Genomic DNA, 16,464 nt, shown 5'->3' with positions numbered 1-16,464 from the left:
GACGCGAGAGAGCGGGGTGTGTATGAGGCGACCCTCCGCATCGAGAGTTCGGCCCCGTTCGCGGCGGTGACCGCGAACACCGACGCCTATCTCGAGCTGTACTGCTCGGACCACAGCGACCTCCTCGTCGTGCGCGGCGGCGACCCGGACCGGATGCTCGAACGCGTCCGCGAGCACGTTCCCGTCCGGGACTCGCTCCGCGGGCCCGAGGAGCTGGTCGTGATCACTGAACGGTGTCTCCAGCCAGTCGACGTGCCCACGATCGAACGGTATCTCGACGAGACCGACAGCCTCCTCCTCCCGCCGATCCGGTACGAGAGCGGCCGGAAGATCGGGCGGGTGCTCGCCCTCGACCCCGGGAACCTCGCCCAGCTCTACGCCGATCTCTCGGAGGAGTACGACGTCACCGTCGAGGCGAAACGCGAACTCACGAGCCTACAGGGCTCCGTCCCGTTCGTCTCGCTCGTCGACGCGCTCCCGACGCTCACCGCCCGACAGCGGGAGGTGCTGCTCGCCGCCCACCGGAACGGCTACTTCGAGATCCCTCGGGGTGTCACGCTGGAAGCGATCGGGGACGAGCTCGGGATCGGGAGACGGGCGACGGAGGAACATTTCCGTCGTGCGGTCAACAAGCTCATGGACGCGTTCGTCGAGTATCTCTAGAGGTTCGCGAACGCCTCGTCGACGAGTTCGCCGGTGTCGGCGACGATGTCGGCCATCGCCTCGTCGTCGGGCGCCATCCCGATCAGTCGCGCGATGCGCATGATCGAGACGTGGTAGACGCGCTGTCTTCCGGGTTCTTCCTCCCAGACGACGACGTTACACGGCATGAGCGCGCCGAGTTCGTTGTCGGTAACGTCGAGCGCGCGGTCGGCCATCTCGGGGTTGCAGGCGCCGAGCACGTAGTACGGGTCGCGGTCGGCGTCGATCTTCTCGTTGAGCATCGCCGAGGGCGAGAACTCGACGGGAACGCCGAACCCGGCGTCGGTGAACACCTCACGGACGTGTTCGATCGCCTCCTCGTGGCCCATCTCGAGAGTGGTCTCTGCTTCGCCGACGGCGTCCGGGTCGATCCGGCTCGGGTCGATCGGGAGAGTCATCGGTGTGCGGGGTTGGGAGCGTCGACACGAAATCCCTTCGGGTATCCGGGGACGCGCCGGCGCCCGGCCGTCCACCGGGTTCGAGCGGCGCGAGCCCCGGTCGTCCCGGCCGTGGGCGAGCCCTGCTTATCCCGGCCGTAGGCGGGCCCTGCTCATCCCGGCCGTTCGGGCATCGTCCCCGTCCGCTCGCGCTCGTAGGCGCGCCGCGTCGGTTCGTCCAGTTCCACGAGATGGATCAGCGGGTTCCCGGGGTAGACGACGGGGTTCTCCAGCTTTCCGACGAGCAGGCCCGTAAAGGGCGCTTCCACGTCGACGACGTCGGTTTTGAACGGGCTCGAGATGCTGCAGACGGCGTCGCCCTCGTGGACCAGGTCGCCGCGGTCGTAATGCATCTCCACGAGACCGCCGTCGTCGGCCCGGATCCACGTCTTCTGGTCACTCGTGACGATCGTCCGCCAGCCCGGCCGGTTCACGGGCTCGGCCGGGTAGACGCCGTACTCCGCGAGCACGCTCGCGACGCCGTCCAGCGCCCGATCGATGAGCCGCCGCTGGAACCGGTGGGCCTCCCCCATCTCGACGGTGATCGTCGGAACGCCGTCGGCCGTCGCCTCGTGCCGCAGCGTCCCCGACGCCCCCTCGCCGTCGATGATCACGTTCGAACCGAACGCGCGCGCGAGCCGCGGGACGTCGTCGGCGGCCATGTCCGCGCGGACGTGGAGCATGTTCGTGCGGCCGCGCGTGGAGGTGTGGAAGTCGAGCCCGAGGTCGCAGGGCGCGACGAAGTTCCGGAATATCTCGTCGGCCATCCGCTTCGAGCTCGTCGAGTCGGCGTTCCCGGGGAACGACCGGTTGAGGTCGCGGTCGTAGACGGGAAGGTAGCGCTGCTGGGTGACGAACCCGGGAACGTTCAGCACGGGCAGGCAGACCAGCGTTCCGTGGAGGTTCGTGTGGTCCCACTCGTGGGCGACCTCGCGCACGACCTCGATCCCGTTCAGCTCGTCGCCGTGGGAGGCTGCGGAGAGGAACACCGTCGGCCCCTCGTGCTCCCCGTTGACGATGGAGACGGGGATACGGACGGGGTCGCCGAGATACGTCTCGCTGATGCTGTACCGGATGTCCGCGCGCGCCCCCGGATCGACCCGACCGCCGTTGTACGTGAACGCCCCGTCGGTCATTGCTGTCCGCTTGGCGGGGGGCGTATAAATCAGGGCCGCCCGAGAGGGTGGGTGACCGACCCGTGGGACCGACGTGTCACGCTGCCGGCCCCATCGGCACGGTTTAGTCGCTATCGAGCGAAAACCACGCCAATGGACGACTCTGTCTCGGTGGGCGTACTCAGCCTCCACAACAGCAAGGAGACGAAAGCGATCCTGAACGCGGTGGAGGCGCTCGGCCACACGGGCGTCTGGCTGCGGGAGGAGAACCTCTGTGTGGATATCGAGGACGGGACGGCGACGCTCGACCCGAACGTCGACGTGATCGCGAACCGGCTCCTGCTCTCGAAAACCGAACACCCCGCGGAGCTGCTCGGGCTCGCGCTGTCGCTGAGTCGCCTGCGGCCGATGCTGAACCGGCCGCGGAACGTGCTTACCGCGTTTCACAAGTTCGCGACCGCGACCGCGCTCGTGGACACCGAGGTCAGCCTGCCGGACGCGACGCTCGCGCTCGACGCCGACCGGCTGAACCGGGAGAAAGGGAAGTTCGGCGACGAGGTCGTCTACAAGACCGCGATCGGCACCCACGGCGGCGGCACGTGGAAGATCGGCGCCGGCGAGCAGGTCAACCCCCGGATCGGCGAGCGGTACGCGTTCCTCCAGCAGCTCATCGAGCGGGACAGCGACCGCCACCAGGACATCCGCGTGTACGTCGTCGACGGCGAGATCGTCGGGACGATGCGGCGGTTCGCGCCGGAGAACGACTGGCGGACGAACGTCGCGCTCGGCGGCTCCGTCGAGGGCGTCGACGACCTCCCCGAGGCGGCCGCGGGGATGGCGCTCGAGGCGGCCGACATCGTTGGGCTGGACTACGCGGGCATCGATCTCGTGGAGGGCGAGGACGGCTGGCACCTCCTCGAAGTCAACCCGACTGCCGGGTTCAAGGGGCTGTTCAAGGCGACCGGCGTGAGCCCGGCGCCGCGCATCGCGAAGCTCGCCATCGAGACGGCGGGTGGCGAGGTAGACGACGAGCGCGTCGCCGAACTCGCGACTGAACTCGACGACTCGATGCCCGAGGCGGTGGCCACCGAGCCCGAGCGACAGGCCGAGGAAACCACGACGATCGGCTACACGGAGGACGTGCTCGTCTCCGGCACCAGCGGCACCGAGCGCGTCGTCGCGAAATCCGACACGGGCGCCGCGCGGACGAGCATCGACACGCGGCTCGCGGCGGAGATCGGCGCCGGCCCGATCAAGTCGATGACGAAAGTCCGCTCCGGGAGCGTGAAATCCGGGAAGGCACGGCCGGTCGTCGACATCGTCGTCGGCGTCGGCGGGGACCGCCACACCGTCGCGGCGTCGCTGGAGGACCGCGGCCACATGGACTACCAGCTGCTGCTCGGTCGGGACATTCTCCAGCACTACCGGGTGGACGTCCGGCGGCGGTCGGACGTCGATCAGTCGAGCGAGGAGTAGCGCGGGACGAGTTAGTCCAGGATAAGGAGTAGCACGGGACCAGTCAGTCCAGGATGGCATCCACGTCGGCGTGGGCGTGGAGCAGCTCCTGCATCCGCTCGACGGTCGCCGCGTCGCGCACGCGCCCGCCGTGGATCAGGGACTCGATCCGCTCGATCGTCGTGATCGTGTCCGTCTGGACGGTCACCACCGGCATCCCCTGCTGTTCGGCCTCGCCGAGGATCGCCCCCGAGGGCCGGTGTCCGCCGGTGAGGACGAGACAGTTGACGCCGGGGGCGTCAAGCGCCGCAGCCTGCACGTCCGCCCGGTCGCCGCCCGTGATGACGGCGGCGTCCTTCGTCCGGCGGAAGTGGCTGAGCGCGCTCTCGCCGCTCATCGCCCCGACGAGCACCCGCTCGATCAGGGCGTCGGTCGCGGCGTCGGTGAGCGACTCCGCGCCGAGTTCGTTCGTGAGATCCGCCACCGTGACGCCGGCCATCTCGCGCGCCCACGGGACGACGCCCAGCACGGGGACGCCGCGGGACTCGAGGAACGGGACCACTTCGGTTTCGACCTCGTCGTACGCCGCACTGGAGACGGCGTTGAACACGACGCCGAGACAGCGGTCACCGAGGTTCTCGGCGGCCGTGAGGATCCGGTCGACGTCGCGGGGCTCCTCGTACCGGGTGACGAGCAGCGCGCGGGCGTCCAGTAGCTCGGCGATGTCGGCGTCCGTGAGGTCGATGGCCGCGCCCGTGTCGGGGTCGCCGGCGCCCTCGAGGATCATCGTGTCCGTCCCCTCGGCGAGCCCGTCGAACGCCTCCCGGACGCGCTCGCGGAGCGCCGCGGTGTCCTCCTCGCCCCGGATGGCTCCCTTGACGAACGTCGGGGAGTACACCACCGGCTCCATCTCGTGCATCTCCGCGTCGAGATCCAGCAGCTCCCGCGCGAGCATCGGGTCGGCGTCGAGCGTCTTCCCGACGTTGCTCTGCAGGCGGGTGCCCTTCGGTTTCATGTAGCCGACCGTCGCGCCGCGGTCGGCGGCCAGCCGCGCGAGCGCGAGCGCGACGGCGGTTTTGCCGGTGCCTTCGTCGGTCGAGGTGACGAGTAACGAGGTCATAGCTGGTCTGGGTCGATGGTCAGTCGTACGTCGAGCGCTTGCACGCCGTCGGCGGTGGCGAGCAACGGGTTCACGTCGAGTTCGAGGATGGCGTCGAAGTCGGTCACCAGTTGGCTCAGCCGCCCGATCGCCTCCCGGATCGCCGCCTCGTCGGCCGACTGCCGGCCGCGGGCGCCGCGGAGCAGCGGTGCCGAGTCGAGTTCGTCCACCATCTCGCCCGCCTCCCGGTCGGAGACGGGCGCGATGCGGACGCTGGTGTCCTCCAACACCTCCACGAAGATGCCGCCGAGGCCGAACAACAGCAGCGGGCCGAACTGCGGGTCGCGGTTCATCCCGAGGATGGTCTCCGTGCCCGCCTCGGTGTCGACCATCTCCTGCACCTGCACGCCGAGCAGCGTCGCGTCCGGCTGGTAGTTGCGGGCTCGGGTGACGAGCGTCTCGTAGGTGTCCGCGACGTCCGCCTGGGCGACGCCGACGGCCACGCCGCCGATGTCGGACTTGTGGGGGATGTCCGGGCTGACGATCTTCATCACCACGTCGCCCGCGATGGATTCGGCCGCCGACTCGGCGGCCGCGGGGTCGTCGACGATCGCCGAGTCGGGCGTGGGCAGCCCGTACGCGTCGAGCAGGTCCATCGCCTCCACGCCGAGCCGCGTCGCCCCGCGGTCGGCGGCGTCGGTGAGGATCTCGCGGGCGAGCTCCTCGTCGACATCGAACGACGCCGGCGCCTCGTACGTCCGCGACTCCACGTCCCGCTGGACCGCGAGCGCGTCGAGGCTGTCCACGGCCCGGGCCGGATCGAAGTAGTTCGGGATGCCCGCCTCGCCGAGGATCTCCGCCGCGGGGTCGGCGCGCTGCCCGCCCATCAGACACGCGACGACGGGCTTGTCGTGCTCGGCCTGCCGCTCGGCGATCGCCGCCGCGAGTTCCTCGTAGTCCACGACCGCCGTGGGTGCGGAGATGACGATCGCACAGCCGACGTTCTCGTCGGCGAGCACCGCGTCGAGTGCGGTCTCGAAGCGCTCGATGTCGGCGTCGCCGATCACGTCGACCGGGTTGTAGATGTTCGCCTCCTCGGGCATCGTCGCCTCGAGCTCCGAGAGCGTCTCGTCGGCGAACGACGCCATCCCGAGCCGCGAGTCGCCGACGGCGTCGGTCGCCATCACGCCCGGGCCGCCCGCGTTCGTGACGACGCCGACCGCCTGGCCGTCGGGCATCGGGAGGCCGTCGAGCGAGCGCGCGTAGTCGAACAGCTCCTGGACGTTCTCCGCGCGGACGACACCCGCCTGCTCGAACGCCGCCTCGTAGGCCGCCTCGCTCCCGGCGATCGTGCCCGTGTGTGAGGACGCGGCCTCCGCGCCGGCCTCGGTTCGTCCGGACTTGACGACCACGACGGGCGTGTCCTGTGTGACCTCTCGCGCCGTGTCGATGAACTCGCGGCCGTCCTCGACGCCCTCGAGGTAGCCGAGGATCACGTTCGTCTCCGGATCGTCCCGCCAGTGGGCGAGGAAGTCCGACTCGTCCAGCACGGCCTTGTTCCCGAGCGAGACGACGTCCTTGAACCCGATCCCCTGGTCGTTCGCCCAGTCCAGCACGGCCGTGATGAACGCGCCGGACTGGCTCATAAAGGACAGCGACCCCGGGAGCGCGTTCGACGGGCCGAACGTGGCGTTGAGACGCGCCGGCGTCGAGAGCACACCCAGCGAGTTCGGCCCGACCAGCGCGAGGTCGTACTCCGCGGCGACGGCGCGGAGCTCCTGTTCGCGCTGTGCGCCCTCGGGCCCGGTCTCGCTGAACCCCGCCGTGACGACGACGACGTTCGTCACCCCCGCCTCGCCGGCCTCTCGGACGGCGTCGACCGCGATCGACGGCGGTACCACGACCACCGCGAGGTCGACCTCCCCCGGGACCGAGGCGACATCCGGGTAGCACTGCCGCCCGAACACGGTGTCGCGACTCGGGTTCACGGGGACGACCTCGCCCGTGAAGTCGTCGAGGTTCCGGACGATGGCGGCCCCGATCGAGCCCTCCCGCTCCGTCGCGCCGACCACGGCGACGCGCTCGGGCGCGAACAGGCCGCCAGTGTCTGCCTCCGAGTTCACGTCGTTCCCTCTCACACCGTCAGCGCATAAAACCGGGGCCGGGATCCCGGCGCTCGGGAGTCGGCCGGCACCGAGGTCGTGCGTGGTTGCGGCGCGGGAGAACGCTGGACAGTCGGCCGACGAGCGGTCTCGCGTGGCGGCTGGTACGGTTTCGGCGGCTCAGTCGGTCCGACAGCGCCCGTCCCGTCCGGCCTGACTCTGGACGAGCCACCCCCCATCCATCGCAGCCTCGCGGGTGGTGTAGACGACCTCCGTTTCCTCGCCGGTCTCGTCGCCGTCGACCGACTCCACCCTGAACGGGATATCCATCGAGTCGCCACAGCAGCCGACGTCGACGAACTCCTCGAACTCCGCCCCCTCGACGGGGTCGACGACCTTGCGCAGGTAGTTCCGGTAGCGGTCGGTCTCGATCTGATCGCGGCCCCACTCCGACAGCTCCTCGGGGTACGAGAGGACGATTCGGCTGGCGACAGTCATGGGTGGACGTAGCAGGTCGAGCGGCAAAGACGTTCGGCCGAGCACGGTTAACCAACAGCACCGCGTTTTCGTGGAAAGTGTTGGTTAACTTCTCCACCGTGGATTCTGAGGACGGGAGTAGTGCTCGGGCACGGGAATGATGCTCGGGCAATCCGGTGACACCCCTCTATCGATGTGTTCCAGCTGTGAGAGAGCCTCGCCGAACATTCAGAACGGAGGAGATCACCGAACATCCAGAACTGAGGAGCAGTCGATCGTGAACCATCGACCACACAGACACCCCTCTATCGATGTGTTCCGACGACTCCAGTACGACGGGGAGCGAGCTTTCGAAGAGGGGGCAGCGGAGGGGCCTTCCGTCAGTTCGCGGAGTTCGACATGGAACGACGCTGAAGGGCCGAAATCGATGAGTAGCCGGAAGCGACATCTGGCCGATCTCGGAGAACACGCATCGTCGTGAGCTGAACACTTCGAACACATCGATAGAGGGGTGTGTGTGTTGTTTGTGTATACGAGAAAGAAGAAGAAGGGAAACTCAAGCGGTCAACGATCCGAGTAACACAGCTTCATTGTCTCTAACGCCGAAATTCCACCGGTTAGTCGCAAATCATCGTTCCAGCTCGAGTTCTAACCCCTCCGTGGTCCATGACCAGGAACACATCGATAGAGGGGTGTGTGTCCCAAGAACTCCATATCCCTCCACCAAACACATCGTTAACCATACCAGATACCAGTCCATATTCCGATCCCTGAATGCCGTGAGAACCGCTAAAAACCGTCTAAAACACAGAATCACACTTCGATGGAGGTGGGTAGATTTTTCACGTCCCGGTTGTATGGACGTCCGTATGGGTACTCACGACTCCGACGGTTCCTCCACTGAATCGGAGCAGTCGGAGACGGGGAGACCGACGGAATCAGATCCGGCGTCGGATTTGCCTGAAGTGGACACGACCACCGGATCGACAGACCACTCGTCAGCTGGCGACCCAGTCGACACTGATCGATCATCGGGGTCGCAGTCGATCGAGGACATGCTTCTCGAGTTCGACGACCAGGACGGCCTCATTCGTGACCGATCGCTCCTAGATCCGAACTACGTCGTCGACGAGGATCGGATCGTCGGCCGCGACGAACAGCTCCGGAAGGTCACGAAGATGCTTCGCGTCGCGCTCGGCGACAACCGGCCGCCGAACCTCTTTCTCTACGGCCCGTCCGGGACGGGGAAGTCGCTCATCACGAAAGCCGTCTGTAAGAACATCAGCCGGATCTGTGACACCCGAGATATCGAGTTCGGGACGATCGAAGTCAACTGCCAGGATCTCGATACGCTCGGCGTCGCAGTCTACGAGCTCGCACAGCAGGCTGCGGACGAGGCCGGCGTCGACGTCGAAGTCCCGAAACACGGTGTGGCGACGAAGGAGAAATGGGACGAACTGTATCGCATCGTCAACGAGAACTTCGACTCCGCCGTGTTCGTCCTCGACGAACTGGACATGCTCGTCGGCCGCCGGGACAAACAGGACCCCGCGTTCTCCCGGCTGCTCTACCAGCTGTCGCGGGCCGGCGCCGCTGACGACCTCGCCGCGCACGTCTCGGTCGTCGCTATCTCGAACGACACGAAGATGATGGAATCCGTCGGCAGCCGTGCACTGAGTTCGTTCACACCCGAGGACGTCCATTTCGACGACTACGACGCGAACCAGCTCCAGGCCATCCTCCGTCGCCGCCAGGACGCCTTCACCGACGGCGTCGTCGAGGAGGAAGTCATCCCGCTCGCAGCGGCGTTCGCCGCCCAGACGCACGGTGACGCACGGAAAGCGATCGACCTGATGCGTGTCGCCGGCGAACTCGCCGAGCGGGAGGGCAACGAGCGAGTTCGCGAGGAACACGTCCGGAAAGCCCAGGACAAGGTCGAGAAGAACCGCGTCCTCGAGGTGGTTCGCGGCATCAGCACGCAGAAGAAGCTCTGCTTGTACGCTACGGCGGCTGTCGCTGCCGAGTCGACCGACGGGAGTGCTCGGAGCACCACTGGCTACCGCGTGTATCAGTTCCTGACCGACTCGATCGACGCGGACCAGTACCAGCAGGAGTCGTACGTGAACAAGATGAAGGAACTGACGACGTACTCCCTCGTGGACTTCGAACGCCGGAGCCACGGCCCGAGCTCCGGAATGTTCCTCGAGTTCCAGTTCGGCGAACGCCCGGAGACCATCTTGGAGACACTGCGTGAAGACTCCCGCATCGAGAAGGTGTCCGACGAGGAGGTCAAGTCAGTCGTGCGAGCACAGACCTGAGCGAGGTCGAACTACGTTCGGGTTGTGCGTTCTAGGGACACCCCTCTATCGATGTGTGTTCGGGAGCGGATCCACGGGCTACGATACCGACCGTCTTCGATCAACCGACGATCGAGAATTGTTTCGATCAAGACCGCCTGCGACACACCTCTATCGAAGTGTGTTCAGGCGGGAGAACTCCTGTTCCGCTTGAACCAGCTACTTCCACACTTCGGTTCAGCCGATCGAGCGGTGTTGTCCCTGTACCTCTCAGATGGTGGTCCTCAAGCGGAACGCTATCGATACACCTCTATCGATGTGTTCGAATACGACTTTGTGGCTCTGTTGAAATCCTATTGGTCAAACACTATCTATGGTGAAACAGCCGGTAAGTGGGTTTGCGAATTCACGTTTTTATTCCCAAACAGGTTTTACCTATGGGATATATTTATCTTGTATGAATCGTCGTGCCCTCCTTGTGTCTCTCGGCGGAGTCGGAGCCGTAGGGCTGGCAGGCTATAGTTTCCTGTCCGGTGATCTACCCCCCATCGAATCGAAGCAGGTAAAGATAGAAAACTCACAATGTGTTTCAGCAGACGAGAGGAAGCCTCAAGCCTCTATGTCATATGATCCTCCTGAAAACACACTTACCGTAGATGGGGTTACTGCGACACCGTCTGACTGTACCGACCTATTCATCAATCCAATCGGGGGAACTGGACGCAAGGATCTGAAGGACGATGCGTACGAGATCGTCGTGGATTTCGGGTCAGCTGGTTCTTGCGACCGCTGTCCAGCGGAAACGACGTATTCTGCGACAGTTGAGTTCGGCCACAACCCGTCGGCGCTCTACATCTATCACACCGAAGAGATAGACGACAGATTACGCCCGGTTGGCCCATATGCCAGTGAGCAGATCCGGTAGGAAAGACCTCTGGAGCCTCAACTGGGGATCGGTCACATTCGATAGCCAGATGCTCTGTACTTATCGATTATCTCCAAATCTGTTACGGGGAGGGGATTTCAACAGAGCCGACTTTGTCAAAATCATCGCAGAGTAACTTCCTCCTGACCATGTTCACGTGGGCACGAGAAACGGGGTATGTCCAATTTGACCTCCTCCCACCGCTTTGAGGTGGGATTCCCCGAAGGGGATATTACGGTTGCGCGTTTCCTCGGCCCTCAAGGACGCTTTCGCGTGGGGCGTCAGCGGTTGCCATCCGGTTACGACCCCGGACGTGCTTTCCAGCGTCATCAGAAATCGAGGATTTCTGATTGCTCGAAAATCGCTGTGCGATTTTCGAACGCGTACAGCCGGGTCAAAGCGGCCTTCCTCCTCGGTCACGCCGGGCGGCTGCGAAGCAGCCGGTGGAGTATTCAGTCCACGAGGCCGCACGGTTCGCGGCACCCGAAGGCTTCGGAAATCGAAGATTTCCGAGCGCCTGAAAACGCGAAGCGTTTTCGAGGATGCTACGCCGTGCATGGTTCTCCCTCCCGTTGACGGATGTTCTCGGCAGCGTTCAGGTCGGCGTGACGGCCACAGTCGCACTCGGGACACGAAAAGTGGTCACCGTCACGCGAACCTTCGGCACCACAGATCGAACAGCGTTGACTCGTCTCGAACGGGTCAACTTCCTCAACGCGAATCCCGACTTGTTCGGCTTTGTAGATGATGAACTCCTGCAACTGGTGGAAATGCCACGAGTGGACACCACGCCAGTCACTTCCCTCTCTGATGCCTTCCAAGTCCTCAATTTTCAGGACGGGATTCTCGAACTGCTGTGCCCAGTCGATGAGACGACGGGAGGCTTTGTGGTTCAGATCACGAATCCGGCGCTCCTCTTTGTTACCCACGCGGTTACGTGCGCGAAGCGCACCCGCTTGTTGGAGCGACTCGCGTAGGGAACGATATTTGCGCCGGACGTATTTCGCCTCACGACCGGACACCAGCATCGACTCACCGTTCTCGGCATCGGCGGCAAGCAGGTGGTTGTGGCCGATATCTATACCGATTGACATCCCGTCACCCGTCTCGGCGTCGTATTCGACGGTGAACGTACAGTACCAGTCGTCGCCCCGGCGATACACTTGCAACCAGGACTTGTCCGCCTCGCCCTCTATGAGGCGAGCAACGTCGTCGGCAATGTAGTCGTATACGTCGATAGGTGTGTACCACCACCCCGATATGCAGGGAAAGCCGACGACGACCGATCCGTTCTCGGTGCGGTCGATCTCCCAGTTCTGGTTGTTGGCCGCGAACGGTTGGCTGGCGTGGTACTCCACGATGCCGTCCTTCTTGTAGTCGGATTTGGCTTCGCGGATGGCCTGATTCTGGATGGCCGAGTAGAGTGAGTTGTCGATGCTGGCCGTGGTCACGCCCATTCCAAACTCGTCTGCTTCCCACCCGTCAATACAGAGCTGCTTAGTGTCGCGGTACAGATGGGTGGCACGTTGCCACTCCCTGCGGCGCTCCCGGGATGGGTTGTGGAACGTCGTGGTGACGGCCGTCGTGACCACAGCTACAGGGTGACGTATTCCAAGGTGTATTAAATTGGGGGAATACCGGGCCGGTAGTTTGTTTCCCAACTGTCGGCTTCAAGGGCTAAAGCCGTGAGCGTTCGCCTCGCTACCGTTGTAAGTGTCCGGTCTCGGTCGTTGTGCTACCCTTTCCGTCGGTTCTGCTGCATCCGAATCCACGATGAACAATCCGTGACCCCACACACTTTCCTCGCGGCCGACCAACCACGCAGCTATGGATCCGGATCGGGCGAGCGGCGTGCTGTTGGGGCTGGCGTGTGGCGACGCGCTCGGGCGACCGGTCGAGTTCTCCGCCGCCGACGAGATCACTGCCGCACACGGTCGACTCGACGAGATGGTCGGGCACGGAACGTGGAACCAGCCGGCGGGGACGATCACCGACGACACGGCGCAAGCGCTGTGTATCGCCCGAAGCGTCGTCGACGAGCAGGCGTTCGATCCCGCGGACGTCGCGGATCGGTTCGTGGCGTGGTACAACACGAACCCGTTCGACATCGGCACGATGACGCGGCGGGCACTCAGCCGCCTCGAGAGCGGTGAGCCGTGGGACGAAGCAGGGCGGGCGGTCTGGGAGTCGAGTCCTGAGGGGCAGAACGCCGGGAACGGGAGCGTGATGCGGTGTCCGCCGCTCGCGATCCCGTTCGCGGAGAGTCCCGAAGAACTGGCCGCAGTGAGCCGGGACTCCTCGCGGATCACGCACGCCGACCCGCGCTGTACGGAGGGGTGTGCAGTGCTGAACCTCACGATCGCCGGTCTGCTCCAGGATGTCGATCGACCGCTCCAGAACGCGCTGGAAACTCTCCGTCCGGCCGTCCCCGACGAACTCGACGGCGCGCTTCGCCCACTCGCGCGTGGCGACTCGCCGGAATCGCTGAAAACGCCGGACTCGCTGAAAACCTCCGGCTACGTCGTGCACTCCCTGCAGACGGCACTCCACGACGGGCTCCGTGCGGAGTCGGCGGAGGAGGCGATCGTGACGGCCGTCAATCGGGGCGGCGACACGGACACCATCGGCGCGATCGCCGGCGCCGTCGCGGGGGCGCGGTTCGGCGCCGACGCGCTCCCGGACCGCTGGCTCGCCGCGATCGACGAGACGGCGGAGCTCCGGTCGCTCGCCGACGGGCTCGTCGAGGTGGCCTGATGCTGGTGTTCGCGTTCGACCGCGACTGGACCGTCGACGTCAACCCCCACCCCAACCGCGAGGCGGTGCCGCTGGAGTGGGTCCGCCACCTCGCTCACGAGACGCCACACGCCGTGTACGCGATCGGGAACCAGTCGCTCGCCGAGGAGGCGGCGATCCCGGGCGCCGTCGACGTCGTCGGCCGACACTCGGACGACTGGGACGAGTGGCTGGGGGAGAAACAGCCGGACGGTCGGTACGAACGGTTCCCCGAGCGCCGTGAACGGCTCGCGTTGATCGCCGACCTCCACCCCGACGCCGATGGGTACGTCGTCGTCGACGATCTGGATCTGAGCGACGTGCAGGGATGGGAACACTACCACGCGTGGGAGTTCGTCCCCGCCGTCGAAGCCGGCGACGTCCACCCGGACCTCCCGTGGGCGCGGGAGCCGCGGCCCGACGGTGGGCGATCGCAGGGGCCCGACGAGAGCCGACCGTCGAGTGCAGGGATCGCACCTACCGACGCGTCGCACCTCTCGTCGTTCCTGGAGGAGCACTCGGACGCGCCGGGGTTCGAACTGACGTACGCCGAGGACGGAACGGAACGGACCGAACTCCTGCACGATATGTCGGTCGTTCAGCGGTCGGTCGACCGCCCGTCGGCTGCCTCCGCCGCCGAGTGTACGCCGGTTTCGCCGGCGAAGGACGCCTTCTCGGTCCGGGTCGACGACATCGGGATGCTCTCGATCGCGGAGCCACCCGTCGAACTGTACACAGCGAGTGCGGAAACGCCCGAGGAGACCGCAGTCGGGCTCCGTCGGCTGGCGAGTGTGAACCCCGAGGCAGTGCGCGTTCCTTCGATCCTCGCGCTGCTCGATACTGCCCACGACGACACGAGCGCTGGCGGCGACACACGGGACCGGGCCGCACTCGACGCGATCCGGCAGGTCGCGAGGGCCCGACCCGCGGACTGCATACCGGCGATTCCGATCCTCCGCTCGCTGCTCGGCAACGCTGATCCCCAGGTACAGGTTGGGGTGCTGGCGACGCTGTACCACCTCGGCCGACACGACGCGGCGGCGATCGCCCCCCTGACCGACGAGATCAGCGCCGCGCTGGCGTCGTCGAACGATCGGGTTCGCGGGCGAGCGGCGCGCTGCATGGCCGAGATCGCCGCCGACCACCCCGCGGACGCCGTCGGCGCCGTCTCGTCGCTCGCGGCGGTCATCGAGGACGACCTCGACGACGCACGGTACGCGGTGTTCGCGCTCTCCCGGGTCGCGGACGCCTACCCGGACGCGGTGAAACCCGTGGCAGCGACGCTGGCCGAGATGGCGGTCAACGACTCGATCGCCGATCAGATCCGACTGAACGCCACTGCGGGCCTCGGGCGTGTCGTCGGGGAGTACCCCAGCGTCGGGGTGGATCTCGTCGACGAGCTGATCGCACTCCTCGACACGGAGAACGGGAAACTCCGCAACAACGCGATCGGCGTGATCGGTGACGTCGCCCTCGTCCACACCGACGTCGTCGAACCGTACACGGCGGAGCTCGCACCGCTGCTGTCCGAAGACGACGAGTTCGCCCGCGTCAACGCCAGCGGCGCACTCAGTCGAGTCGCGGAGGACTTCCCCGATTCGGTTGCCCACCTGACGCCGACGTTCGTGGCCCTGCTCGACGCGGAGAGCGCACTCGTCCGGGAGAACGCCTGCTGGGCGCTCGGCCACCTCGGCGCCGCGGAAGCGAGATCCGCGCTCGCGGCGCGCGCGGCTGAAGACGACGATCCGGCCGTCAGGGAGCGCGCCTCGTGGGCGCTGGATCAGATCTGATCGCTCGGCGTGGCGGCCGACTGCTTGTCGTGGCAGGTGGACGGGAACCCCCACACCCCGTGTGCGAAGTGAAATCGGGGAGAAGGTGGGAGGGGGTGTGCGGCGGGACTGACGGTTAGCAGCCGAAAACACTCGATATCAGAGGAAAATAGGGGATGAAAGGCCGGAATCCCGATATGTACTGTCTGAAGGAAGTTTTATTTGAGTAGTATGGTAACTCTAACCATAGCCTCTCCAAAGTCGATCGAAACGAAATAGTCTGTTTCGTAACACGACCGAATCAGTCAGCCAGCCTCCAGTTCGTGTAGTGACGCCGTTCGACCCAGTATCGTCGTCCCCAGCCGTTCGATCGACTGTTCTCGGGTCCATTTCCCTATCTTCGAGTCTCCACCTTCTCGCTGATTTCATATCGCACACGGGGTGTGAGGATCATCCCGTTCCGTCGGGACGGCGCCGTCAGCGGTTGCTTCCCACTCCAGGACGCGACCGTCGTCGATAAGCTATGGCGTGTTGTCTCCGAATTTCACCGTATGAGTCTCACTGATGCCTTCTGGCATTTTTTGGCCTCTTGTTTGTCTTCTCTTACTTCAGGAACGATTTCGGAGCTCGCCCGACTGGTTCTGCCGGTGGTCTTCCCTCTCCTGATAGAGGGATATAGAACTTTACCAAAGAACTATACTACTCTAAACCGTGCGTTTCCACATGAACGACCAAAGCCCACCAGAGGAGTTTGCAGATGTCAATGAGGCGGTCGGAGAGGAATGGGAATCTGAAACGACGCCCTACGAACGCATTCGACACGTCGTTTCGCATACGTACAGTCCTGTTTCAGCCGATGCGGTAGCTGACGATGCACGGACCACTCCGAAGACCGCTCGAAAGCACCTGAACACACTCGCAGATGAGGGATTTGTCGAGACGACGCCAGGCGAGCACGGTAGCACACTCTATCACCGTTCGCCCGAATCGCTCGTCGTCGAACAGGCTGCCGACATCCTTGACAACGTCTCGACTGACGAACTCGTCGCGCGAATCCAGGAGATGCGTGAGCAGCTCACCGAGTACCGGTCCGAATTCGGGGTCGACTCACCCGAAGAGTTGGCTGTCAACCAGACGAATCAGGCTCTCACCGAGTCCGGATCCCCACAGGACGAGATTGATCCAGCGACGATTCGTGAGTGGAAGACGCTCCGTCGGAATCTCGCATTCGCGAACGCTGCCCTCTCGATCGGCAACGCCGAGAAGTTCGTCGACAGCGACCATCGCTCGACCGACGACAGCGTCCCTGCCTGA

The 16,464-nt window shown here is 65.0% G+C and carries 13 protein-coding genes; 7 read left to right on the top strand and 6 right to left on the bottom strand.

Annotated features, from left to right (window positions below):
• Positions 1 to 18 precede the first annotated feature (18 nt).
• Positions 19 to 663, top strand: a complete 645-nt coding sequence (locus B9G49_RS01325) for a helix-turn-helix domain-containing protein (RefSeq protein WP_086215113.1) — start codon at positions 19 to 21, stop codon at positions 661 to 663.
• On the opposite strand, the gene B9G49_RS01320 is transcribed toward B9G49_RS01325, so the two are convergent.
• Positions 660 to 1,100 (bottom strand): DUF302 domain-containing protein, encoded by a 441-nt coding sequence (locus tag B9G49_RS01320; RefSeq protein ID WP_086215112.1) that lies wholly within the window; start codon positions 1,098 to 1,100, stop codon positions 660 to 662. The genes B9G49_RS01325 and B9G49_RS01320 overlap by 4 nt on opposite strands.
• Positions 1,101 to 1,252: 152 nt before the next feature.
• The gene (locus B9G49_RS01315) at positions 1,253 to 2,275 is read right to left on the bottom strand and encodes a succinylglutamate desuccinylase/aspartoacylase family protein (RefSeq protein WP_086215111.1); all 1,023 of its coding nucleotides are present in this window, start codon (positions 2,273 to 2,275) and stop codon (positions 1,253 to 1,255) included.
• A gap of 132 nt (positions 2,276 to 2,407) precedes the next feature.
• On the opposite strand from B9G49_RS01315, the gene B9G49_RS01310 reads away from it, so the two are divergent.
• Positions 2,408 to 3,730 (top strand): RimK/LysX family protein, encoded by a 1,323-nt coding sequence (locus tag B9G49_RS01310; RefSeq protein WP_086215110.1) that lies wholly within the window; start codon positions 2,408 to 2,410, stop codon positions 3,728 to 3,730.
• A 43-nt stretch (positions 3,731 to 3,773) separates the two neighbouring features.
• On the opposite strand, the gene B9G49_RS01305 is transcribed toward B9G49_RS01310, so the two are convergent.
• The 3 genes from B9G49_RS01305 to B9G49_RS01295 all read right to left on the bottom strand — a co-directional run bounded on the left by B9G49_RS01305 (position 3,774) and on the right by B9G49_RS01295 (position 7,408).
• Positions 3,774 to 4,829 (bottom strand): phosphotransacetylase family protein, encoded by a 1,056-nt coding sequence (locus tag B9G49_RS01305; RefSeq protein WP_086215109.1) that lies wholly within the window; start codon positions 4,827 to 4,829, stop codon positions 3,774 to 3,776.
• Complete coding sequence (acs, locus tag B9G49_RS01300; protein ID WP_086215108.1) at positions 4,826 to 6,931, bottom strand: acetate--CoA ligase alpha subunit; 2,106 nt, start codon at positions 6,929 to 6,931, stop codon at positions 4,826 to 4,828. Before acs ends, B9G49_RS01305 begins: the two co-directional genes overlap by 4 nt.
• Before the next feature lie 159 nt (positions 6,932 to 7,090).
• Positions 7,091 to 7,408: a hypothetical protein gene (locus tag B9G49_RS01295; RefSeq protein ID WP_086215107.1), complete on the bottom strand. Its 318-nt coding sequence runs from the start codon at positions 7,406 to 7,408 to the stop codon at positions 7,091 to 7,093.
• Between the two features lie 1,034 nt (positions 7,409 to 8,442).
• On the opposite strand from B9G49_RS01295, the gene B9G49_RS01290 reads away from it, so the two are divergent.
• Together B9G49_RS01290 and B9G49_RS16085 are read left to right on the top strand one after the other, a co-directional pair.
• The gene (locus B9G49_RS01290) at positions 8,443 to 9,705 is read left to right on the top strand and encodes an orc1/cdc6 family replication initiation protein (RefSeq protein WP_198943786.1); all 1,263 of its coding nucleotides are present in this window, start codon (positions 8,443 to 8,445) and stop codon (positions 9,703 to 9,705) included.
• A 436-nt stretch (positions 9,706 to 10,141) separates the two neighbouring features.
• Positions 10,142 to 10,609, top strand: a complete 468-nt coding sequence (locus tag B9G49_RS16085) for a hypothetical protein (RefSeq protein ID WP_143414668.1) — start codon at positions 10,142 to 10,144, stop codon at positions 10,607 to 10,609.
• Positions 10,610 to 11,154: 545 nt separating this feature from the next.
• Here B9G49_RS16085 and B9G49_RS01285 read toward each other — a convergent pair.
• Complete coding sequence (locus B9G49_RS01285) at positions 11,155 to 12,201, bottom strand: RNA-guided endonuclease TnpB family protein (protein WP_086215105.1); 1,047 nt, start codon at positions 12,199 to 12,201, stop codon at positions 11,155 to 11,157.
• A 235-nt stretch (positions 12,202 to 12,436) separates the two neighbouring features.
• On the opposite strand from B9G49_RS01285, the gene B9G49_RS01280 reads away from it, so the two are divergent.
• The 3 genes from B9G49_RS01280 to B9G49_RS01270 all read left to right on the top strand — a co-directional run bounded on the left by B9G49_RS01280 (position 12,437) and on the right by B9G49_RS01270 (position 16,464).
• On the top strand, positions 12,437 to 13,363 hold the full coding sequence (locus B9G49_RS01280; protein WP_086215104.1) for an ADP-ribosylglycohydrolase family protein: 927 nt from the start codon (positions 12,437 to 12,439) through the stop codon (positions 13,361 to 13,363).
• Positions 13,363 to 15,171: a HEAT repeat domain-containing protein gene (locus B9G49_RS01275; protein WP_086215103.1), complete on the top strand. Its 1,809-nt coding sequence runs from the start codon at positions 13,363 to 13,365 to the stop codon at positions 15,169 to 15,171. Before B9G49_RS01280 ends, B9G49_RS01275 begins: the two co-directional genes overlap by 1 nt.
• Positions 15,172 to 15,873: 702 nt before the next feature.
• The gene (locus B9G49_RS01270) at positions 15,874 to 16,464 is read left to right on the top strand and encodes an Rrf2 family transcriptional regulator (protein ID WP_086215205.1); all 591 of its coding nucleotides are present in this window, start codon (positions 15,874 to 15,876) and stop codon (positions 16,462 to 16,464) included.

The sequence above is a fragment of the Halorubrum sp. SD683 genome (genome assembly GCF_002135045.1).
In the GTDB taxonomy this organism is placed as follows: Archaea; Halobacteriota; Halobacteria; order Halobacteriales; family Haloferacaceae; genus Halorubrum; species Halorubrum ezzemoulense.
This window is presented reverse-complemented; position numbering and strand designations above follow the sequence as displayed.

Coding starts and splice junctions, on each gene's coding strand:
- B9G49_RS01320 (WP_086215112.1), bottom strand. CDS start 1,100: ATGACTCTCCCGATCGACCCGAGCCGGATCGACCCGGACGCCGTCGGC.
- B9G49_RS01315 (WP_086215111.1), bottom strand. CDS start 2,275: ATGACCGACGGGGCGTTCACGTACAACGGCGGTCGGGTCGATCCGGGG.
- B9G49_RS01310 (WP_086215110.1), top strand. CDS start 2,408: ATGGACGACTCTGTCTCGGTGGGCGTACTCAGCCTCCACAACAGCAAG.
- B9G49_RS01305 (WP_086215109.1), bottom strand. CDS start 4,829: ATGACCTCGTTACTCGTCACCTCGACCGACGAAGGCACCGGCAAAACC.
- B9G49_RS01295 (WP_086215107.1), bottom strand. CDS start 7,408: ATGACTGTCGCCAGCCGAATCGTCCTCTCGTACCCCGAGGAGCTGTCG.
- B9G49_RS01290 (WP_198943786.1), top strand. CDS start 8,443: ATGCTTCTCGAGTTCGACGACCAGGACGGCCTCATTCGTGACCGATCG.
- B9G49_RS16085 (WP_143414668.1), top strand. CDS start 10,142: ATGAATCGTCGTGCCCTCCTTGTGTCTCTCGGCGGAGTCGGAGCCGTA.
- B9G49_RS01280 (WP_086215104.1), top strand. CDS start 12,437: ATGGATCCGGATCGGGCGAGCGGCGTGCTGTTGGGGCTGGCGTGTGGC.
- B9G49_RS01275 (WP_086215103.1), top strand. CDS start 13,363: ATGCTGGTGTTCGCGTTCGACCGCGACTGGACCGTCGACGTCAACCCC.
- B9G49_RS01270 (WP_086215205.1), top strand. CDS start 15,874: ATGAACGACCAAAGCCCACCAGAGGAGTTTGCAGATGTCAATGAGGCG.